Consider the following 21,122-nt stretch of genomic DNA (forward strand, 5'->3'; position numbering starts at 1 on the left):
ACTCTTTTGCTTCAGATAGCGGAAGTTTGCGGCACCAGCGGATCGGAAGATGACTTACCGGACCGTAATAAAAAGATGGAGATAAAGGTGGTACAGAACACCAGCAGTCCCATAATCAAGTAGGAGTGGGCAAAACCGTATTTTTCATAGCTATAGCCCGCCAGGGGCGACAACACCGTGGCGATAACCGAGCTGGTGCAGGCAAAGCCCACCAGATACAGGGTAGATGAGAGGCGTTTATCAAAATTTAAACTGTTGTATTTAAAGATAGAGACCAGCAGCACCGGCAGTTCGACCGCATGCAGCAGTTTGCTAATCGAGATAAGCAGCGGCCCTTCCACCAGCCCGGAGGCCACCATACGCATCGCCATCACCATCCCGGCAAAGATCAGGCCGTTTTTCGCGCCGATACGGTTGACCAGCCACGGCGCACAAAACATGCCAGCAGCTTCAAGGAACACCTGGAACGAGTTCAGGTAACCATACATCTCGTTGCCTTCCTGCAAGGTCGGGAACTGAGAAGAGAAGTAGACAGGAAACTGCTGGTCGTACACGCCGTAAATGCAGGTGCCAACCACGAAGAAGACCAGCGCCCAAAAGCGCGGCAGGGTCAGCAGACGCAAGGCATCTTCCAGCGTGACTTTTCCCCCCGATACCGCTTCCTGCATAGCGTGCGGCGCAGAGGAAACCCGCAAGCGCGCCAGTAAAATAAAGAACACCAGTCCGGAGCAACTGGCTACCGCGAAATTTAAGTGCGGGTTGATGTTAAACAGCAAACCGGCAAAAAACGTCGCCACCGCCCAGCCCAGCGATCCCCACATTCGTGCCTTGCCAAACTCAAACTGGCTCTGGCGCGCTACGCGTTCGGTATAAGATTCCAGCACCCCAATGCCGCCATTGAAGGTCAGACCGATATAAACCCCGCCGAAAATACTGCCCAGCAATACGTTAATTTTCAGCAGATAACCAAATAGCAAATAGGCCGGACCAGAGAGGATCAGCAGCACGGTAATATACCAGAGCAGATTTTTGCGCAGACCAAGCTTGTCCTGTATAAAGCCGTAACAAACCTGGGCAAACAGCGCGGAGACGGAAAGCACCGCATAAATGATGCCGGTGTCCCCCGCTTTCAGCCCCACTTCCTGATGCAACCAGATAGAGAGCAGCGAGCCTGAAGAAGACCAGGTGACGAAAAAGAAAAACAGTAAGGCACTGAGTAACGGATAGCTCTGAGAGCGATGCGCTTTCATCATAACATTCTCATGTTGGGGTAATGCCGATATGGTAACGTTAACAAAAAAAGAAACTCATGCCGTTTTGCTGATATTTATGATGTTAATCACAAAAGTTAACGTTAACATAACAGGAATGAGATCACGATCAAATATTCCTCATCCACGCGTACGCCATGTGTGGGATAGAATGTCGTATGATCCTTTTACATCAGCAACTTAGTTGTATAACCCGTTGTCGGACGGCAATGGTGGAGCACTCAATATGGCATCTCTGAAAGATGTGGCAAGGCTGGCGAATGTATCGCTGATGACGGTGTCGCGGGCGCTGAATAGCCCGGAAAAACTGAAACCGGAGACCCTGTCCCGCGTCCAGGCCGCTATCGAACAGACTAATTACGTTCCCGATCTGTCGGCGAAAAAAATCCGCGGCGCGCACGCCACGCCAAACACCATTGGGGTGCTGGCGCTGGATACCGTCACCACACCATTCTCGGTGGAAATTACCCTGTCCATCGAAGAAACCGCGCGGGCACACGGCTGGAATAGCTTCGTGGTGAACATGTTTTCCGACGATAGCCCGGAAACCATTGTCGATCTGCTGCTCTCCCATCGTCCGGACGGCATTATCTACACCACCATGGGCCTGCGCCAGGTGCCGCTCCCGGCCAAGCTGTTGACCCTCCCCTGCGTGCTCGCCAACTGCGAAAGTCTGCGCGATCCGGTTGCCAGCTATATCCCGGATGATGAGCAAGGTCAGTATACGGCGGTACAGGCGCTGTTAGCCGCGGGCTATCGTCGTCCGCTGTGCCTGCATCTACCGGCCAATCATCTGGCTACCGTCCGCCGCCGTCAGGGGCTGGAACGCGCCTGTCTGGAAGCGGGTATCGATCCAGGCACACTCGATCATTGCTATATGGCGTACGGCGATGAGCACTATCGCGATATCCCTGCCATGCTGCTGGCACATATTCACCAGCAAGCGCCGTCATTCGATTCGGTCATTTGTGGCAATGACCGAATCGCCTTTATGGTCTATCAAACGCTGCTGGCCCAGGGGCTGCGCATTCCGCAGGATGTGGCGGTGGTGGGCTACGACAATATGGTGGGGATCGGCGATCTGTTTTTACCGCCGCTTTCGACAGTACAGTTACCACACTATGACATCGGGCGCCTGAGCGCCCTGCATATTATTAACGGCGACAGTCACCGGCAGACGGTGCGGGTTGCCAGCCCATGGTTACCGCGTGAGTCATTGTAATTTAATTACCAATATTGCGCAGTTTCTCACCGGACATCAGTTGGCGTTCAATATGCTCCAGCGTGACATTTTTGGTCTCCGGGATCAGCCAGAATGTCACGCCGATAAACGCAACGTTTAGCACGGTATAGAGCCAGAAGGTTCCTGCCGCGCCAATGGTATCCAGTAAAGTCAGGAAGGTTGCGCCGATAATCATATTCGACACCCAGTTAGTGGTGGTTGAGCAGGTAATACCGAAGTCGCGGCATTTCAGCGGTTGAATTTCCGAACACAAAATCCACACGACCGGCGCGGCACTCATCGCATAGCCTGCAATACACATCATTGTCATCCCGACCGAGAGCCAGGAGAGGCCGCTGGAAGCGGTGCCATTATCAAACTGCATCAGGCAGTAACCCAACACCAGCGTACCGATAGCCATGACGCTAAAACCAATTTTTAGCGCTGGCTTACGCCCGGCTTTATCAACGGTAAAGACGGCAATAAAAGTGGCGAACATAAACGTCAGACCGACCACAAGGGTCGCCACCATCTGCTGCTGAGTGGTGGTAAAACCAGCCATTTTAAAGATACGCGGCGCGTAATACATGATGATGTTCATACCGGTAAATTGCTGCATCGCCTGCAACAACATGCCGAGAAATACCGCACGGCGTACGTTGCGGTTGACCTTAAATAGCGCCCAGCCGCTCTGCTTCAGCTTCAGGCTTTCGCGGATTTCATTCAGCTCGTCACGGGCTTTATCTGAAGTATCACGCAGCATCCGCAGCACCTCTTCCGCTTCGATATGGCGTCCTTTTTCCGCCAGCCAGCGGGGGCTGTCAGGCAGAAAGATCACCAGAATAATCAGCACAATGGCGGGTAATGCCAGCACGCCAAGCATCGCCCGCCAGTTACCGCTGTAGCTAAATGCGGTATCGGAGAGAAACGCCATCACGATCCCCAACGTCACCATCAATTGATACATACTGATCATCTTGCCGCGCACATGTTCACTCGCCATCTCAGAGAGATACAGCGGCGCGGTATAAGAAGCGATCCCCACGGCAATCCCGAGAATAACCCTTGCTATCAGCAGCATTTCAATGCTGGTCGCAAAAGCAGAGCCCACGGAACCGGCGACAAACAGCACTGCGCCCGCCATCAGACTGTATTTGCGACCCAGCCGAAAAGAGAGCCAGCAGTTAAATAATGCGCCAATCGCGGCTCCCAGCATCATGCTGCTCACGACCCACTCCTGCAGGCGACTGGATAATACAAAATGTTCGGTAATAAAGGGCAAGGCGCCGGCAATCACCCCGATGTCGAGACCAAACAGCAATCCTGCCACCGCGGCGGCAATTGAGACAAACTGATTCATGCGCCGGGTATCGCGCTGCGTACCCGGGATGGATGTAGAGTCGTGACTAATTGAAATCATTTTTTTCCTGCCAGACGAAGTAAGACATAGGGTGAAAGTACGAGATCGGTGAACTCAAGTGTCAGGCCGGACAAGCCAAAAATATGGATTAATTAGCTATTGAGGATCGTTTTGTGATGGACATTCAACTTTGGAGTAAACAGAAAATGATCATTCTCATATCTACACTTCCTGTAATATATAGAGTTATCCATGAAATATAAAAAAACAATATGGATTATTTCCATTTCATGATATGGACAATTATTGTTATAGCATGAGAAAGCTACTGGCGTGGCAATACCGATTCAGGTTTGCCATACGTTATCTGGAGAAGGCTGCGAGGATCTTTATCGCCATCCCTGGAGAGATATTGAACGGGACGGTAGAACCGTCACTCCGCGGGAAGAGACCGCGTCCTGCGAAGGAGAAATGAGAAGCGCATAAACAGAGGTAAGGCCACGCAAAACAGCCAGTCAGTTGCTGAACTGACTGGCATGACTGCCGAAACGGTTTTTTGTTATGACAGCCAAACGAGGTGAAAAATTAGCGTGCCAGCCAGCCGCCATCCACCGCAACGGTGTAGCCATTGATATAATCCGAGGCGCTGGAAGCCAGAAATACCACCGGCCCCATCAGGTCGCTCGGCAGTCCCCAACGGCCTGCCGGGATACGATCGAGGATCTCACTGCTACGTTGTTCATCCGCGCGCAGCTGCTGAGTATTATTCGTCGCCATATAGCCCGGCGCGAGCGCATTCACATTGATACCGTGTTTCGCCCACTCGTTCGCCAGCAACCGGGTCACGCCCATTACCGCACTTTTAGACGCCGTATAAGACGGTACGCGGATCCCGCCCTGGAAGGAGAGCATTGAAGCGATGTTGATAATCTTGCCGCCGGTCCCCTGGGCAATAAAGTGTTTCGCCGCCGCCTGGGACATAAAGAATACGCTCTTAATGTTCAGATTCATCACGTCATCCCAGTCTTTCTCACTGAATTCAATCGCATCCTCACGACGGATCAGACCGGCGTTGTTCACCAGAATATCAATATGACCGAATTCAGCCACCGCGCGTTCCAGCAGTTGCGGAATACCGTCAATCTGACGCAGATCGGCGGTCAGGCTGAGAAAGCGACGCCCCAACGCGGTTACGCGTTCAATGGTTTCTGTCGGCTCAACAATATTAATCCCTACGATGTCACAACCTGCTTCCGACAGACCGAGCGCCATGCCCTGACCCAGACCCGTATCACAGCCGCTGACAACGGCCACTTTACCCTGCAGGGAGAATGTATCGAGAATCATACTTGGTTCCTTTCATCTTTCAGTGCCTGTAGGCACAGGCGAGGTTCTATTCGTCCGGCCCGCTTGCTTGCGCAGACCCGTATGGTTTACAGAACTCTCAGGGGTTTCCCATATAAAAAATAAAACAGAGTTCCGATTTTAGGTTTGTCCATCTTATCCTTGCCTAAAGCCATTTTCAATTATTATTAAAACATTGTTTCAATTTTAATGTGTATCAATATTGAAAATGCCGAACAGATCACGAAGTGGATGACGACCAGCGCTGATTTTTTATTTTTACTCCATAAAATACATATGGTTAACATCTCATTAAAATGGTTGAGCTCCTTCAGAAACGACAGTAATGCGGCGACTGGCCAGGTATCAGATGGTGCAATGGCGAAAAAGTGCGATCCAGAGCAAGGTATTGTTGCTAATTGAGCACGTCATCACAAATAATGAAACATTGTTTTGATAAATTAATACCCATCTTTTAAATAAAATTGTGCTGACCGGTCTCTAATGACCTGGCGACATATCAGGAAGGAAAAGGAGTACATCATGGCTAAAGGCATGCGGGTAAAATTGAATTACGACGTCAGCCGCGATCCGGACACCGGCGCGGAAATCACCCGCTTAACCCCACCCGACGTTACCTGTCATCGTAACTATTTCTATCAGAAATGTTTTTTTAATGATGGCAGCCATTTACTGTTTGCCGGCGAATTCGATGGTAACTGGAACTACTACCTGTTGGACCTGGCGAAAGCCGAGGCAGTACAGTTGACCGAAGGCGCTGGCGATAATACGTTTGGCGGTTTCCTTTCCCCGGATGATAAATCCCTCTATTACGTAAAAAACGACCGCACGTTGCTGGAAGTTAACCTCACCACCCTGCAGGAACGCGAAGTTTATCGTGTTGCCGACGACTGGGTGGGCTATGGAACCTGGGTTGCGAACAGCGACTGCACGAAACTGGTTGGCATCGAGATCGCCAGAAGCGACTGGACGCCGCTCAACGACTGGCAGATCTTCCACGATTTCTTCCATAAAGGTCCTCATTGCCGTCTGCTGCGCGTCGACCTGCAAACCGGCGAAAGCAGTGTGATCCACGAAGAGAAAAAATGGCTGGGCCACCCGATTTATCGGCCTTTCGATGACAACACCGTCGCCTTCTGCCATGAAGGCCCACACGATCTGGTCGATGCAAGAATGTGGATGGTGAACGAAGACGGCAGCAACGTGCGTAAAGTCAAAGAACATGCAGAAGGTGAAAGCTGCACCCACGAATTCTGGGTACCGAATGGCTCCGCGCTGGTCTATGTCTCTTATCTGAAGGGCCAGCAGGGCCGGACGATTTATCGCTTCAACCCGGATACCGGGGTCAATGAAGCGGTCATGCAGATGCCCGCCTGTTCGCATCTGATGAGTAATTTTGACGGCACAATGCTGGTGGGCGATGGTTCCGGCACCCCGGTGGACGTGAAAGACACCAGCGGCTACACCATTGATAACGACCCGTATCTGTACGCTTTTGATGTCGCGAAACAGGCTTATTTCCGCGTCGCGCGTCACGATACCTCCTGGGCCACGGTGGCCAATAGTCGCCAGGTTACCCACCCGCACCCATCCTTTACGCCGGACGATAGCGCCATTTTGTTCAGTTCCGATAAAGACGGTAAACCTGCCGTTTATATCGCGAAGTTGCCGTTGCATCCTGAGATGCTGAAGGCATAGCGTTTGTCACTGTTTGAGTGAATGTTTCTGTAACTGGCCTTGCCCTCCCTCGCGGAGGGCTTTTTTCTGGCGCGTGATCCGCCCTTTCTGGCGACGCAATTCACATCGTGAATCGTCGCAATCCGTCGGAAAACACAAACAGAAAACCCCGGCTAACGGCTCCGGGGAAAACGATGAGGGCGTTTTTTGTTTTAGAACGAGTAGGCCACCCCCACACGGAAGCGGGTCTGGCGGTCACTGCGGTCGGCTACGCCAACGTTACCGAGTTCACCGTACGGCGCCCAGTTTTTATCCAGCTTATAGGCAACTTTGAGGTTGTACTCTTGCGAGTACGGTTTATTGTCGTTACGGGCAACGCCTTCGGTACTGCGCGCATAAACATAGTTCAGCTCAGCACGCCAGTTGCCGAAAACATAGCCGGCCCATGCATCGCCACGGTTGACTTTATCATCGTCTTTGCCGGCATTCGACGGATAGCGGGTGTAGTCATAACGATAACGGGCCGCAACGTAGAAACCGTTGTCAAAGCTATACTGCGCGCGCAAAAAAGGCTTATAGATTGAGCGGCTATCGTTACTCTCAATTTTAAACCCCGGTTCCATCGAAAAGTTCTTATTGGGCTTCCACTGCCAGCCAATGGTCTCTTCATGACCGTTACCGACCAAATCCGAATAGGGCTGGCTGGCGTTGTCGCCCCCTGATTTCCACTTCGCCTCAACGGAGAAGCCAAAGCCGTTCGCGAAACGATGGGAGACGAGAACACGATCGGCGTTGCTCTTATCCGATTTGCCGCCATCAATGAATTCGTGACGTAAATCAACCGTGACCGCTGAGGCCGCGAAAGACATGCCGCAGAGCGCAGCAAAAGTCAGAGATCTTACCAACATAAAATACCCCTCTATATAATTAAAATATCATTTCGTTTTTATGAAACTGCATTTTATTTTTTAGGCAATTATGTTTTAGTGATCTCGATCGTAATTATTTGTTTCAAAAAAGGTGGCACAAAAAGACGTGACAACGCTCAACAAAAATAGGGACCGGAGAGAGGATTTTTCGAAAGAAAGTGCTTGATGATCAAAAACCTCCGTGGGCAGGTCATGTCGCACGCTTAAGCCAGGCTGCGGAGGTTTTTTATGCTGTCTTATTTACTGGCGGGAATATGTTGTTTCTGCGTCGGGGAATAAAAGCAGGATAATGTTGACGCGCTTGCCACCCTGATTAAATTTGCATAAATAAATAGTGTTATCACTTTATAGCCGTCGGGAAACCAGGAAAAATTCGGGTACGCCTCCTCGACCGGCCACTCGCCTGATCGGAAAACGCAACGAATTTCCCTGTCGGCGGATATGCTGCCACCCACGCAATTGCGGGTAAAAGAAACAGGCCCCAGGCCAGAACCCGGCGAAAATAAACAATACGCGACTCCTGACTTTTGGCAAAACCAGCACTCAACCTCCGGGCCTGGCCCACCGGAAAGCGCCGGAAACGGGCGTCCGGAAAGTTCTATTCACGTTCAACCGCCAGCGCAACCCCCTGACCGCCACCAATGCATAGGGTCGCCAGTCCTTTATGTGAATCGCGTTTGATCATCTCATGAACCAGGGAGACCAGGATACGGCAACCGGAAGCGCCAATTGGATGACCCAGCGCGATCGCACCACCGTTAACATTCACCCGCCGCTCATCCCATTCCAGCATCTTCCCCACCGAAATCGCCTGAGCGGCAAAGGCTTCATTGGCTTCAATCAGATCGACTTCATCCAGCTTCCAGCCGGCTCTTTCCAGGCAACGGCGGGTGGCATGTACCGGAGCAATGCCCATCAACGCGGGATCGACGCCAACGCTGGCAAAGGCGCGGATCCGCGCCAGAACCGGCAGCCCCAGCGCCTGAGCTTTAACTTCACTCATCATCATCACCGCTGCTGCTCCATCATTAATGCCTGAAGCATTACCCGCGGTTACCGACCCTTGCCGATCGAAAGCCGGGAGCAAACCCGCTAGCGTTTCTGCACTGGTCTCCGATCGCGGTTGTTCATCGGTATCCACCAGACGTGAAATACCGTTGTACTCAGTGGCCACGGGCACAATTTCATCGCGAAAACGACCGGAATCAATCGCCCGTCGCGCTTTATGCTGCGAACTGAACGCCCAGGCATCCTGCTGTTCGCGGCTGATATCATACTCGCGCGCCAGATTTTCTGCCGTCACGCCTATATGATAATCATTAAATGCATCCCACAGGCCGTCGTGGACCAGGCTGTCGATAATCTGACCGTTATCCCATTGCGCCCCGCTGCGGCTGTCGGTTAAAACGTGCGGAGCACGGCTCATATTCTCCTGCCCTCCGGCGATCACCACATCGGCTTCCCCGCACTGAATGGCCTGAGTCGCCAGGTGTAGCGCCTTCAGACCGGAGCCGCACACATCGTTGATGGTAATTGCAGAAACGGTATCAGGCAGTCCGCCACGGAGCGCCGATTGACGCGCCGGATTTTGTCCGGTGCCCGCAGTCAGGACCTGACCGAGGATCACCTCATCAACATGCCGGGGATCGACGCCGCTACGCTCGACTAAGGCTTTCACCACCACGCTGCCCAGTTCCACCGCCGAATGACGCGACAACGTCCCCTGAAAACAGCCGATTGGCGTTCGCAGCGCGCCGACGATTACGACCTCTTTCATCCTCTACCTCTGCACATAAAAACAGCACTATAGTAGTGAATTGTTATCAATAAGTTTCGCAATTATTTAAAAAAGTGAGCGTGAATCACAAAGATTTTAGCCGATTTTAACGCCCGTAACCCCCGAGAGCGCAGCACAGCCCGCTTCCCCCCCTCTCCCGATAAGGTTTTTTATTCCACTCCCCAACAGCAAAAAAGTACGAGGATAACCGATTATATTCAGCGCCATCAGGCTGTTATCCGCGTCAATGATCTTTCGCAGGCGGCCAGAGCGATGACCGGCGATCCGCCGCCTCACCGCGCCGTCGGAAACTATCGCCACAGCAAATATATAAATGTGATAAATTGCACTCCTTTTTGTTCTTTTTATGGTTGATAAAGTCACATAATGTATAAATTTTGGTCTAAAGAAGAGACACTTTGGAGTTTTGCCTTATATGGTACTGCTGTAGGTGCAGGCACGTTATTCTTACCGATTCAGTTGGGCGCTGCCGGCGCCATAGTTCTGTTCATCACCACACTGGTTGCCTGGCCGCTAACTTATTGGCCGCACAAGGCGCTGAGTCAGTTCATCCTCTCCGCCAAAATTGCCCCTGGCGCGGGGATCACCGGTGCCGTTAATCACTATTATGGTAAAAAGATCGGTAATCTGATTACCGGGCTCTATTTCCTCGCTTTTTTCGTGGTGGTGCTGATCTACGCTGTGGCTATTACCAATTCGCTCGCCGGGCAGTTATCCCGCTCTATTCCGATCACGCCTGCAGTACGCGCATTGCTTAGCCTCGGCGTGGTGCTGGTACTGAATCTGATCTTTTTAATGGGTCGCCATATCACGATTAAAGTGATGGGATTTTTAGTCTTCCCGCTCATTGCCTGCTTCTTGTTCCTCTCTGTTTATTTAATGGGCAGCTGGCAGCCTGAGTATCTGACCAGTCAAATGCAGCTGACTCCGCACACGCTCCACCAAATCTGGATCTCAATTCCCGTGATGGTTTTTGCTTTTAGCCATACGCCGATCATTTCGACTTTTGCTATCGATCAGCAGGAGAAATACGGCGAGCACGCCATGAGTAAATGCAAAAAGATCATGAAGGTGGCCTACACGCTTATCTGTGCCAGCGTGTTGTTTTTTGTTTTCAGTTGCCTGCTGTCGATACCGACAACGTATATTGAAGCCGCGCGTGATAAAGGCGTGACCATTCTTTCCGCGCTGTCGATGATGCCCGGTTCACCGGCCTGGCTGGCGGTGACCGGAATTATTGTCGCGGTCGTCGCGATGTCGAAATCATTCCTTGGAACCTATTTTGGTGTGATTGAAGGTGCCAGTGAAATCGTGAAAACCGCCCTCGCCCAGGTCGGTATTCGCAAAAGCCGGGCATTTAACCGTGCGATGTCGATCCTGCTGGTTTCCACGCTGACCTTTGTGGTCTGCTTTATCAACCCTAATGCCATCTCAATGATTTATGCGATCAGCGGCCCACTTATTGCAATGATTTTATTCATCATGCCGACGCTGTCCACATATCTCATTCCGGTGCTGAAACCCTATCGCTCACTCGGTAACGTGATAACCCTGGTGGTAGGTTTACTGTGCGTCTCGGTAATGTTCTTGAGTTAACCTCCCCGGGCGGCGGAGATCCTTTTTCGCCGCCGTTCTGCCCGTATTCTCATTTCCGCACGCCTGCTCTTCCGCCCACCTTATCGCCCATTGATTTCACGTCACCAAATGCCATCTCCCGTTATTTGCGCTATCGACATTCCGGCGGATTGAATGCATGACAGGAGTCCAGTATTCGGTTGCGCAAATTCCTGCTCCGCGAATTTATCGCCTGCCCTTCTTATGTTGCCAAATGATTTTGTGTAAACATCCTATAAATTGGCTGTTATTTGCATTATGTTCTAACCGACACCCCTGACGCAGAATAGTTGAATGCTCTTCGATCGGCCTCCGGACTGGAGGCATCTGTTGTTTCTGTCACAAAAGGATTTTAGTTCTCTTGATTGCAGGAAAAACAATATCTCATCCAAAGTTTATACAAATCAATTTAGCCCAAAAGATAGCTAACAACATTAAACACTCATAAAAACATCTGATTAACACAATCAGAATGTTCGTATTGCTATATAAAAAATCAACGCCACACAATAACAATTAACAAGGATTTTACATGACAGAGGGAACAATAAAGACCAATAAGTATGAAATTATTGCTATTTTCAGAGAAGAGCGTCGGAAACAGGCAGAGATAGAAATTATTATTAATAACAAAAGCACCATTACCCAGTTAACACGTGTGGATTTTTCTGAATTTCATATTGCCACCGCCAGAAAAATCCCTGCCGGTCATAAGGTTAAGTTTATCTTGCATAGTGATTCCGGGAAAATAGAGTTTTGCTCAATGTTAAAAAAACAGGGTGCTCATGGTGAAAGTAATACGGTAGCGTTCATCTTGCCTGACTGTATCAAGGTAGTGCAACGGCGGCGCGCGCCACGATTCCGGTTACATCAGGAGCACGGCTTTCTCTGCCATGGCCGATATAAGAATGGAGAAAACTATCTATTCGAAATCAAAGATATTTCGGATGGGGGTTGCGCACTGATAACCGCAAACCCCAATCTAAAATTTCTCAGCCATAATGCAACCATCAAGAATGCCATTCTGGACCTCGCTGAATATGGTGAAATAACCGTAGACCTGGTGATAAAAAATGTCGTCATGGTAACCCTGGATGATAAAGAAGCCCCTGCAAGCTACTACCAGATTTCTTGTCAGTTTAAATTTCGCCATCCTGATAACAAGAAGAGAATAGAAAAAGTATTACTCGACTTGATTATGGAAGCCAAAAGAAAAAAGAGAGTTTAAATCCCTTGAACAGTATCTTACTTTACACCGATGACAATATCATTGGGCAATCAATTTACCACTATCTTACGGATAATCAGAAAAGCATTACCACGCTGGATCTGCTGGCGTTGACCAATGGTATCTGCGTTCCGTTGACCGACACCGTGATCATCAATGTTATTCATAAAGATATCGCGGCAGCCACCACTGTCGCGTTACTTAACAGCTTACAAAATCACCTGATGTCCTGCACATCGCTGGTTCTTATTGTCCAGAACGAGCTATCCAGCCTGTGTCGGGAGCTTCTGAATCTGGATAATATTTTGATTCTACATGACAAATCACCCATAACAGATTTCGCCGCCATTATTACCCCACCATTAGCCCCAGACAATGTGCAGGAATTATGCACCCAGAGAATGCTGAGCGCCAGGGAACGCCAGATTCTGGAGTTAATCATTACCTGCAACAACAATAAAAGAATTGCCGCGCTTCTCGATATTGACCACAAAACGGTGCATAGCCATAAAGCACATATCATGAAGAAACTCGGCATGCATAACTCATGGAGCATGCACAAGATGATAGCCAATATGTATCAATGTTGAAATCTACAGTATGCCGGTGCTCTATCAAAAACCGATAATTAATTGGTATTTTGCCTTTAATCATTCCCATCGGCAGAAAGGTTACCTATAATAATATTACTCTCTCCCGACTTTCGACTTGTTTTCTGATAAGAGATAATGAACGCAACCATTTTTCCCTGCCATAGCCTCTCACGTAGCGATTTATTCGTTCGTTATGTCTTTCAAAAAATGTTTTCCCCAAAAGGTACACTCGTCGCGGTGGAATGTCTGAGCCGTTTCGATCGCATGCCCATCTCACCTGAAGATTTCTTTCGTTATGCCAATACCGGGTTACGTGAGAGTATATTTATGGAACAACTGGCGCTCATTGCAAAACATAAACAATGGTTTAATAAAAAGGGTATTTTCGCGACGATTAATGTTGACGACCATATACTGAACGTGTTGCTCAGGCCAGAGATCCAGGAGATTATTGAGCACATTGGTTGCGTCCACTTTGAAGTTACGGAGAATTCAAATAAGTTATTGAATAATGCCCTCGCCACCTGGCGTACCGGACAACGCGCGACGCTCTGGCTCGATGACTTCGGTTCAGGCTACGCAGGTATTAATGCCATTCGCGGCTACCATTTTGATTATGTCAAAATCGATAAAAACCTTTTATGGGATTTAATGAAAAAAAACGCGGGGCGACCGCTGATGGATGCGCTGGTCACCTTCCTTACCCGTAACCAGCATAATGTTATTATTGAAGGTATCGAAAGTGAAGCACATAAGAACTGGTTACAGGGTATGGAATGGTTTGCCATTCAGGGGCACTACTGGCAAGAGGTCAGCATGGAACAACTGATTCAAGAAGAAATCGGGATTTAAAAAATGCCGGAACATTCCGGCATCACAATCAATATGGCGGCAACAAATAAATCAGCGAATTAATTATAAACTAACTCCCAGGTCGCCCAACTGGTCAACAAACCACTGGTCGCTTTTTCCGGGGTGGGCGTAACGTAGCCGATGTAGTAAGTAAATACGCCGCCGTCTACTGACTTTTCCACCAAAGGCACCCGGTTTTGCAGCGGGTCTGCCGGGACAATTTTATTGCTCTTATCCAGGGTATTATTGTCGTTAGTCGACAACGCCAGAAAAATATGACGGGCACCATCCGCGCGCGTATTCGCCAGATAACCGGCGTTTTCATTGCTGACGGAATTGACCATAAACCCATCAATCCAGCGCACGCTCACCATCCGAACTTCATCTTTATCCACCGCGCCGCCATCATGGCGAAGCTGGCAGTTTGAGAGTTCCAGCGTAAAAGGCTGCGGTTTCATAAATGCACCCGCGCCTCGGGCGTGCACTTCCGCCAGGCTGATCGGCGCCAGCCAGACGCTACCGCTGCCTGCATTATTGCCACCGTTGAGCGTCACACTGCAGGAAATATCGGTCACTCTCCCGGCAAAATCCACTCGCCCTTGATCATAATTGGTCTCAAATCCCCACGCCGAAGAGGCAACAAGCATTGCGCTCACCAGACCCCGTTGAATGAGTCGTTTGCGATTTTTATACTGGACTGAATCACGCATCCCCGCCTCCGGCATTAATCGTACGTCAGGTTGAAAACCATATGCGACTCCACTTCACCCGCGCTGGTGGTTGCCGCGTACTGGTAGAAGCGAGCACGATAAGGCAATGAGATATAACGGGTTTCCTCGGTCTGTAGGGTACCGACATTATATTTTTTGCTGAATTCAAGAGGCTCGCCATCTTTCAACACCTGGACACCAATACCGCTCGCCGCTGAGCTGCCGGTTTTTTCGTTGATCAGCACCCCCTGAGCGGCCGTGGTGCCTGTCGCCAGGTTTCCGGAAAATGTCGTATAAATGTTGGCAAAACCGGATTCGCTTACGCCACCGCTACACTGCAACTGAATATTAAAGTCTTTCCCTCCTGCGGTAGTACCGACGCCCGTCAGATCGCTGCGCTTAATGGTACCAATATCAACGTTCATATTTGTTCCGCTGAGTACGGTGCAGGATGGCGAGACAATGGTAATGGCATTAGCGCTGAGGAAGGTTTCAAGGATCGGGTCATTACCGCTTTCCCAGTCATAAGAGGTATATTTCCCCGCCGCCAGGGTTCCACTACCGGTCACGCTCGCGGTTTTAATCACCTCCAGCGTAAAACGGGAACCTTCCAGCGTATAATTAGTGGTCCCGCTGACCGTGGAGGAGAAGACGTCCGGGTAGATAATATTGACCGTCGAACCGCCGCGACTAAAACGCAGCCCGATGCCGGCCACATTGGTGGAATACACTTTATTCCCCAGATCGGTCGCCCCGGAAGCAACGATTTTCGCCGCAAAACGGTTAGTACCGGAGGTACACCGATAGCTGTATCCCCCCGGCGCCGACATTGTCCAGTTTCGGGTAGCAATCACTGAGCCTACCGGCAGATCCGGCGAAACAACCACCCGCCCGATAGCCATATCCAATGTCACCGTCGGCTGCGAAAGGCGCGTGCAGGAAGCCCATGCCGACGTGATCCCCAGCACCATTAAGCCAATAAAAAGCGTCAGTTTTTTACTTAGCGACATAGCGTTTCCTTTGTTTTTGCCTGACTCAAATCCACCGTACATTGCCCGCCACTCCACTTCACGGTCGCCAATCGGACACTGTCGTCGCTGATAAATAGCATGCTGCCCTGACCCACCACGCCAATCTCTTTTCCACTCGGGTCGAAAATCGTGGCGGCGAACGGTAATGGCTGACCATCGCGCTGGCGCGCCAACCGCGTAATGTTGTTTTGCACTGTTGTATCGAAGGAAACTTTGACCACACTCCCCTCCCACGGCACAACCTGCGCCACGGTACGATCGAACGCGATATCGTCGTTGCTGCCTTTCGGATCAATTTCAACGGCGTTAATCCGGTAAGGCCGCAGATACGGCAGAATAGCGTAGCCGTCACTATCAATGCGGGTGCCCGGCGACCCTGGCAACATGGCGCCTGCGGCATCTTTCGCCTCAATCAGCGCCATTGTGGTGCCGGTTTCAGGTGAGAATACCGCGCCGTGTTGATGGACAACCAACGTCCCGCTGGCACCCAGGCCACTCTGACGATACCCCTCGCCCTGGCTATAGCTGCCGTTCAGCGTCGTCCACGGAGTACGATAACTGCCATTCAGCGCCACATCGTGCTGGCCCCCGGTGGAGGTGGTCGTTGATACGCCGTAGTTGAGGTTGTTTTCGCTATCCAGCGAACCATTGACGCCAATCTGCGAGCTGGAGAAATGCGAATTGTTGAACGAGGTGTTTGACGTCAGATTAGCGGTGCGATTTTCGCCGAACCACAGGGGATAGCTGAAGTTAAGCGAAACACGGTCATCACGACGATGACCGGAACTGTCCGGGGTATAAACGCGCTGGGCGCTGACCGACCATGAGAGGCGGCCAAACATGTTATTATAACTCAGTTGATACTGTTTTTCCGTTCCCGAACGGTTCCAGTAATCCGAAATCCGGCCACTTAAGTAAAAACCGCCCCACCCCTCCGGCAGGTTCTGATTAACAGTAAAGGTCATACTGTTTTTTTGCCGCCACACGGTATAGCTACTGTTGTGGTTTTTTTCCTGATCAACCGCATACAACGCATCGTTCAGGTTGTAATAGCCTTTGGTTGAATAGCGATACGCCGCCAGCACAATACTGGTCTGGGTTTCGGTAAACATACGGTTAAAGGTGGCGCGGTAGCTCTGCCCCTGTTCATCAAGGGTACCGCTCTTCAGCCGGGAATGCGTCACATCGAATGACAGTGCGCCGATACCGGTGTTCATCCCGGTGCCCAGCAGGAAAGCCTGATAGTCATCAAAGCCGGTGACACCGGCATAGCCAGTAAACTGGTTATTTAACCCATGCTGCCAGGTCCCCTGGTAGAGCATCGGTTTATTGCGCAACGAATCATCATCAACTTTACCGGCAGAGAGCGCGTAGCGGGTCATCCCCGGACGCAGCAACTGCGCCACCGAGGCGTAAGGTACGCTGAACACTTCGACCGAACCATCGGCCTCCTTGACTGAGACTTCAAGGTCGCTGCCATAGCCTGAGGGGTAGACATCCTGCAAGGTAAACGGGCCCGGCGGCACGGTGGTCTGATAGATAATATTGTTGCCCTGACGTACCGTCACCAGCGCGTTACTTTGCGCCACGCCGCGAATTTCCGGGGCATAGGAACGCATACCGTCCGGGAACATATTGTCATCAGTCGCCAGATTTATCCCACGCAGGCCGATAGTGTCAAAAAATTCACCGTTGGTAAAAATCTGCCCGCCGCTGACAATCGAGTTAATCTGCGGAATTGGACGCTGCAGGTAGGTCTGATTGCTGTTCCAGCGCGCCTTCCCCTGCTGCTGCTGCCAGTTCAGATTACCAATATGTTTAAGCAGCCACCCGTTCCACGAAAACCCCGCATTAACTCCCAGATAAGCGCTGCTGTTATCTGAACCGCCTGTCGACGAGGTGTGGCTATTCCAGGCGTTAGCCATCCAGCCTAAATTCAGCGCCGCAATGCCTTTATCCCAGAACTTCGGGCTGACAAAGTTCTTAAAACGCTGGTCTTCGTAGATTTGCGGTACAGAGATATCCAGTCTCAAAGAAGACTGGATCAAAGTATCTTTGACATTCTCTTCTTTACGCCACGCCTGCAGACGTCCACAGAAGCCCTCTTTCTCGCTGAGTTGCGGGTTAAGCTTTTCTGGCGAGATCCCATATTGCATCAGCATCGCTTTGGTATAGCAAACGCCCATCTTGCCATCTTTTCCGCGTGTGACATTCAAGTCATAGCGCCCTTTCCATTCGCCGTTGGTATACACATCAAGTGAATAAACGCCTTCGGTGATAGCGCTCATGGAAAAGCGCGACAGATCGACCTTTTCACGACTGCCAACGATAAAACCATCGTTAAACTGCCAGACCGTTCCTGGGTTTTCCTGTCCACTGGAAAATGGCGGAAAGCAGCACAGCGCCACCGCAATGGCCGTGCTTAATCTTCCCGGGCAGATTGACCTCTGCTTCATGATCCTTCCCCTTATTTGACGGCAACTTTCACTGCGACATCTGCGCCATAGTCATTAATGTTGTTAACTGTCAGGATCTCGCCTTTGCTCACCGCAGAAGAGAGGGCGATGGTCTGGCTGGACTGCGGAGCAAACATCACCGTTTTGCTGTTCAATGCTTTGCCACCGTTACGGGAAATACGGCTTACGGTGATATAAAAGGGGGTAGGATTACTGACGGATAAGTTGCTACCGTTAGCGGAAAGCACCAGTTTTTCCGCCGCGGTGTCGCGGTTGCCTAATCCGTTGGGGCGATAGATAAACTTAAAGCGCGAACGAATCGCCAGTTGCAGAATATTTTGTCCTTCGTTCTTCTTGCTAGCCTCTACCGGTGGAATTTCCAGAATATTCAACCACCACAGCGTCTCTTTATTTTTAGCGAGCCCTACGTTACTGCTGAGCTTAATACGCAGGGTCTGACCGCTTTTGGCGTCCACGCGGGAAATCGGCGGAGTGATAATAAATGGTGTGGTAATGGTATCCGGTGTGGCATCAGCATTACCATTATCCAGCCAGGCTTGTGCCAGGGCCGGACGGTCGGCAGTGTTAGTGAGCTGCACCGTTATTTCTTTTTCATTTCCTGGGTAAATAAAGCGAGTACCGTTAACAATAATATTATTAGCATTAGCCGCAAAACTAAAAATGAAACAGAAAAAAAGGGCAATACGTATCATGCTGACCTCAGAATAAAAAATAAGCGGCGGCGGCGGCCGCTTTATTATTGTTTTATACCGCCCCTGTACGGGGCGGTTTTATTTCTCAGTCGAGATTACTGATAGGTAATTTCGTAAGTCGCGTAGCTGTTAACGACACCCGTAGTAACGGTTTCCGGGGTGCTGGTCACATAGCCAACGTAGTAAGTGAAGCGTGCGCCCCCTTCAACGGCCGACGCGTCACCAGTCGCTTTCGGCTGGGAATCTGCGCCCGGAATAATTTTATTGGTCAGCGCGGTAGCATTATCGGTAGCCAGAACCAACTGAATATTCTGCGCGCCAGCCGCTTCGGTGTTTGCCAGGTAGCCCTGTTGCGTGCTGCTTGCGCCAGCCAGCAGGTTACCGCCCGTCCAGTTTACGCCCAGTTTGCTCACATCATCCTGGACAGTACCGTCAGCCGCCTGGCAGTCAGAAACATCGATGGTGAACGATTTTGGTTTCAGATAGGTATCCGCAGACGCAGCTTTAACTTCCGTTAACGTTACTGGTGACAAATAAACATTAGCATCGCTGCCCTGGCCATTTACGGAAACAGTACAAGAAACATCGGTAACTTTACCGAAGAAATTAACCTGGCCGCCGCCTACATTGGTATCAGCAGCATTTGCCGCAGCCATACCAAAAAACGCAGTCGCCATTGCAGCAGAGAGAAGAACCTTTTTCATTACCATTTCCTTGTCAGAGTGAATTAAGTATCAATGAGCAAACAGTTAATTTGCACAAAGTCAGAAACGATATGCGATGCTCACTTGTGCAACTGTTAATAGAAACTTCGACTGACCGGAAGCCGCAATATTTAAGCGTCAGGAACGAACTCCAGAAAGAACTCGTTGATTCTGTCGGCGTCAAAGAATGCTATTTTCGCTAACAAATATACATTTACTCATGAGTTGTTAATCAAGGTAACAAATAGATTACGGCTATTAATAATTGGCAATCGATAGCATAAAACAAATCTCTTGCTATTTACATTGGCAGAGGAGAAGCGATAGCGAATGAATAAAACAGGTATCCATCCTGTCATAAATGACTATTTCAGCCTGTCCGGAACATGCTTAATCCATCTCATTCAACAGATAATTTCCGCTATCACAATTGACCGGGCTTCTCTTTTACGTGCCCAGACTATGCATAAAACCAATTATTAATCACCTGAAGCCAGGAAAATCGTTTTGCGAGAGCCTGTTTTTGCCATAGCCGGAAACAGGCGAAAGAAAAATTATCACATTGTTTTTACTTATAAAAACAATCAAAAAACTCAGTTCAATGTCATCCCTCGGTCATAATAATGTGATCTAGATCGCACTTTTTGCAACGCGAGTGATAGTTAGCATGCTTATTATAAACCCATCGAAAGCAACATCGCTTTCCACCATAAAAGTTAAAAGGATACACACCATGAAAAACGTAAAATTACTTGCCGCTGCCGGTATGCTCTCTCTGGTCTCTTTCGCTAGCTTCGCCCAGTCAGTCAGCGTAACCGCAGATACCCTGGACAACGCAGAAGCCAAAATCGCCACGATAGCTAAAGACCACGGTGAGTCCTACCACATTACCGAGGCTTATAACGGTAACCAGGTCCATATGACCGCTGAGTTGTCTAAATAAACAGATGGTTGCAGAGGGAGCTGCCGGACAGGTCGCCTGAGCGCGGCTGGTCTGGCTCCCGCCACACAATAAGTACGCAGCAATGTCGGGCCCCTCAACGGGGCTTTTCTGTTTCGGTCGTGCGGATCTTCGGTGAAATCCCGACGCGTGAATACCGGGAATTTACCGCTTCGCGGCTTTCGATAACGCCCGCTGAATCGACAGCACGCTTAACGGTACAATCACCAATCCCACCAGAGCCTTTCCCTCAATCGTCTTCCCCAAAAATATCCAGCCCAAAAGATACAGCATGAAGCCGTCCGGGATATCTGCCTTTTATTTCATCATGAGGGGGATTAAACTTATTTAACTATGACATAAGTATTCAGGGATTCATTCTTGCAGCGTATTGTAAAGCTGGCGTGCCCGGCACCGTTATTATTCTCGCTTTTTATGCTTTCCGGCTGCTCATTTTCCCCGGCGATTCCGGTATTAGGCGCGGCATTCCCCGGCTGGTTTTTCTGTTTATTGATTGCTGCGTTTTTGCTTATCCCCTGCCACATCCTGATTGTGCGCAATGGGTGGCAATCGCGATTTTCTCCGCTGGTCTTCAGCTATCTGGCGCTGATGTTCCTGTTCGCCACTATTTTGTGGTTCCTGTTCTTCGTAAACTAAAT

At 50.1% G+C, this 21,122-nt stretch carries 18 protein-coding genes and 1 pseudogene; 8 read left to right on the forward strand and 11 right to left on the reverse strand.

Annotation, left to right across the window (positions count from 1 at the left end; genetic code table 11):
* Window positions 1-11 precede the first annotated feature (11 nt).
* Complete coding sequence (locus FN037_RS15060) at window positions 12-1,253, reverse strand: MFS transporter (RefSeq protein WP_138360178.1); 1,242 nt, start codon at window positions 1,251-1,253, stop codon at window positions 12-14.
* Between the two features lie 244 nt (window positions 1,254-1,497).
* Here FN037_RS15060 and FN037_RS15065 point away from each other — a divergent pair, with 244 nt between their 5' ends.
* On the forward strand, window positions 1,498-2,493 hold the full coding sequence (locus FN037_RS15065) for a LacI family DNA-binding transcriptional regulator (protein WP_142502578.1): 996 nt from the start codon (window positions 1,498-1,500) through the stop codon (window positions 2,491-2,493).
* Between the two features lies 1 nt (window position 2,494).
* On the opposite strand, the gene FN037_RS15070 is transcribed toward FN037_RS15065, so the two are convergent.
* Both FN037_RS15070 and kduD read right to left on the reverse strand, forming a co-directional pair.
* Window positions 2,495-3,913, reverse strand: a complete 1,419-nt coding sequence (locus FN037_RS15070; protein ID WP_138360180.1) for a sugar porter family MFS transporter — start codon at window positions 3,911-3,913, stop codon at window positions 2,495-2,497.
* A gap of 525 nt (window positions 3,914-4,438) precedes the next feature.
* Entirely contained in the window at window positions 4,439-5,200 is a 762-nt protein-coding gene (gene kduD, locus FN037_RS15075) for a 2-dehydro-3-deoxy-D-gluconate 5-dehydrogenase KduD (protein ID WP_142502579.1), read from the reverse strand.
* Between the two features lie 540 nt (window positions 5,201-5,740).
* Here kduD and FN037_RS15080 point away from each other — a divergent pair.
* Window positions 5,741-6,916, forward strand: coding sequence for an oligogalacturonate lyase family protein (locus FN037_RS15080; protein WP_138360182.1), 1,176 nt, complete (start codon window positions 5,741-5,743; stop codon window positions 6,914-6,916).
* Between the two features lie 191 nt (window positions 6,917-7,107).
* On the opposite strand, the gene FN037_RS15085 is transcribed toward FN037_RS15080, so the two are convergent.
* Window positions 7,108-7,803: an oligogalacturonate-specific porin KdgM family protein gene (locus FN037_RS15085; RefSeq protein ID WP_142502580.1), complete on the reverse strand. Its 696-nt coding sequence runs from the start codon at window positions 7,801-7,803 to the stop codon at window positions 7,108-7,110.
* A gap of 619 nt (window positions 7,804-8,422) precedes the next feature.
* A complete protein-coding gene (locus FN037_RS15090) occupies window positions 8,423-9,601 on the reverse strand; it encodes an acetyl-CoA C-acetyltransferase (protein ID WP_142502581.1) in 1,179 nt (392 codons plus the stop codon).
* Window positions 9,602-9,988: 387 nt separating this feature from the next.
* On the opposite strand from FN037_RS15090, the gene FN037_RS15095 reads away from it, so the two are divergent.
* The 4 genes from FN037_RS15095 (at window position 9,989) to FN037_RS15110 (ending at window position 13,909) form a co-directional block, all read left to right on the forward strand.
* A complete protein-coding gene (locus FN037_RS15095; protein ID WP_142502582.1) occupies window positions 9,989-11,218 on the forward strand; it encodes an amino acid permease in 1,230 nt (409 codons plus the stop codon).
* 550 nt (window positions 11,219-11,768) lie between these two features.
* Window positions 11,769-12,464 carry a flagellar brake protein gene (locus FN037_RS15100; protein ID WP_142502583.1) on the forward strand — a complete coding sequence of 232 codons (696 nt, stop codon included), beginning with the start codon at window positions 11,769-11,771 and terminating at the stop codon, window positions 12,462-12,464.
* Between the two features lie 5 nt (window positions 12,465-12,469).
* A complete protein-coding gene (locus FN037_RS15105; protein ID WP_142502584.1) occupies window positions 12,470-13,054 on the forward strand; it encodes a helix-turn-helix transcriptional regulator in 585 nt (194 codons plus the stop codon).
* A gap of 138 nt (window positions 13,055-13,192) precedes the next feature.
* A complete protein-coding gene (locus tag FN037_RS15110; RefSeq protein WP_142502585.1) occupies window positions 13,193-13,909 on the forward strand; it encodes an EAL domain-containing protein in 717 nt (238 codons plus the stop codon).
* A gap of 59 nt (window positions 13,910-13,968) precedes the next feature.
* On the opposite strand, the gene FN037_RS15115 is transcribed toward FN037_RS15110, so the two are convergent.
* The 5 genes from FN037_RS15115 to FN037_RS15135 form a co-directional block, all read right to left on the reverse strand.
* On the reverse strand, window positions 13,969-14,556 hold the full coding sequence (locus FN037_RS15115) for a fimbrial protein (RefSeq protein ID WP_241675618.1): 588 nt from the start codon (window positions 14,554-14,556) through the stop codon (window positions 13,969-13,971).
* A 77-nt stretch (window positions 14,557-14,633) separates the two neighbouring features.
* Window positions 14,634-15,629, reverse strand: a complete 996-nt coding sequence (locus tag FN037_RS15120; protein ID WP_138360189.1) for a fimbrial protein — start codon at window positions 15,627-15,629, stop codon at window positions 14,634-14,636.
* A complete protein-coding gene (locus tag FN037_RS15125) occupies window positions 15,620-18,106 on the reverse strand; it encodes a fimbria/pilus outer membrane usher protein (protein ID WP_138360190.1) in 2,487 nt (828 codons plus the stop codon). The genes FN037_RS15120 and FN037_RS15125 overlap by 10 nt, the downstream gene beginning before the upstream one ends.
* Window positions 18,107-18,117: 11 nt before the next feature.
* Complete coding sequence (locus FN037_RS15130) at window positions 18,118-18,819, reverse strand: molecular chaperone (protein ID WP_142502586.1); 702 nt, start codon at window positions 18,817-18,819, stop codon at window positions 18,118-18,120.
* Between the two features lie 95 nt (window positions 18,820-18,914).
* Window positions 18,915-19,523, reverse strand: coding sequence for a fimbrial protein (locus FN037_RS15135; protein ID WP_138360192.1), 609 nt, complete (start codon window positions 19,521-19,523; stop codon window positions 18,915-18,917).
* A 733-nt stretch (window positions 19,524-20,256) separates the two neighbouring features.
* Here FN037_RS15135 and FN037_RS15140 point away from each other — a divergent pair.
* Window positions 20,257-20,466 (forward strand): YdgH/BhsA/McbA-like domain containing protein, encoded by a 210-nt coding sequence (locus FN037_RS15140; RefSeq protein ID WP_138360193.1) that lies wholly within the window; start codon window positions 20,257-20,259, stop codon window positions 20,464-20,466.
* Window positions 20,467-20,628: 162 nt separating this feature from the next.
* Here the strand turns inward: FN037_RS15140 and FN037_RS15145 are convergent.
* Window positions 20,629-20,748: pseudogene (locus tag FN037_RS15145) on the reverse strand (EamA family transporter); the annotation flags it as partial.
* Between the two features lie 150 nt (window positions 20,749-20,898).
* Between FN037_RS15145 and FN037_RS15150 the strand changes: the two are divergent.
* Complete coding sequence (locus tag FN037_RS15150) at window positions 20,899-21,120, forward strand: YtcA family lipoprotein (RefSeq protein WP_171034838.1); 222 nt, start codon at window positions 20,899-20,901, stop codon at window positions 21,118-21,120.
* Window positions 21,121-21,122 lie beyond the last annotated feature (2 nt).

The sequence above is a fragment of the Klebsiella sp. 2680 genome (assembly GCF_900198535.1).
GTDB lineage: Bacteria > Pseudomonadota > Gammaproteobacteria > Enterobacterales > Enterobacteriaceae > Klebsiella > Klebsiella indica.

Bases quoted from the DNA above. Each gene is read 5' to 3' on its own strand.
- FN037_RS15095 (WP_142502582.1), top strand. From the start codon at position 9,989: ATGTATAAATTTTGGTCTAAAGAAGAGACACTTTGGAGTTTTGCCTTA.
- FN037_RS15090 (WP_142502581.1), bottom strand. From the start codon at position 9,601: ATGAAAGAGGTCGTAATCGTCGGCGCGCTGCGAACGCCAATCGGCTGT.
- FN037_RS15100 (WP_142502583.1), top strand. From the start codon at position 11,769: ATGACAGAGGGAACAATAAAGACCAATAAGTATGAAATTATTGCTATT.
- FN037_RS15150 (WP_171034838.1), top strand. From the start codon at position 20,899: ATGCTTTCCGGCTGCTCATTTTCCCCGGCGATTCCGGTATTAGGCGCG.
- FN037_RS15120 (WP_138360189.1), bottom strand. From the start codon at position 15,629: ATGTCGCTAAGTAAAAAACTGACGCTTTTTATTGGCTTAATGGTGCTG.
- FN037_RS15140 (WP_138360193.1), top strand. From the start codon at position 20,257: ATGAAAAACGTAAAATTACTTGCCGCTGCCGGTATGCTCTCTCTGGTC.
- FN037_RS15125 (WP_138360190.1), bottom strand. From the start codon at position 18,106: ATGAAGCAGAGGTCAATCTGCCCGGGAAGATTAAGCACGGCCATTGCG.
- FN037_RS15130 (WP_142502586.1), bottom strand. From the start codon at position 18,819: ATGATACGTATTGCCCTTTTTTTCTGTTTCATTTTTAGTTTTGCGGCT.
- FN037_RS15135 (WP_138360192.1), bottom strand. From the start codon at position 19,523: ATGAAAAAGGTTCTTCTCTCTGCTGCAATGGCGACTGCGTTTTTTGGT.
- kduD (WP_142502579.1), bottom strand. From the start codon at position 5,200: ATGATTCTCGATACATTCTCCCTGCAGGGTAAAGTGGCCGTTGTCAGC.
- FN037_RS15060 (WP_138360178.1), bottom strand. From the start codon at position 1,253: ATGATGAAAGCGCATCGCTCTCAGAGCTATCCGTTACTCAGTGCCTTA.
- FN037_RS15070 (WP_138360180.1), bottom strand. From the start codon at position 3,913: ATGATTTCAATTAGTCACGACTCTACATCCATCCCGGGTACGCAGCGC.
- FN037_RS15115 (WP_241675618.1), bottom strand. From the start codon at position 14,556: ATGCTTGTTGCCTCTTCGGCGTGGGGATTTGAGACCAATTATGATCAA.
- FN037_RS15085 (WP_142502580.1), bottom strand. From the start codon at position 7,803: ATGTTGGTAAGATCTCTGACTTTTGCTGCGCTCTGCGGCATGTCTTTC.
- FN037_RS15080 (WP_138360182.1), top strand. From the start codon at position 5,741: ATGGCTAAAGGCATGCGGGTAAAATTGAATTACGACGTCAGCCGCGAT.
- FN037_RS15110 (WP_142502585.1), top strand. From the start codon at position 13,193: ATGAACGCAACCATTTTTCCCTGCCATAGCCTCTCACGTAGCGATTTA.
- FN037_RS15065 (WP_142502578.1), top strand. From the start codon at position 1,498: ATGGCATCTCTGAAAGATGTGGCAAGGCTGGCGAATGTATCGCTGATG.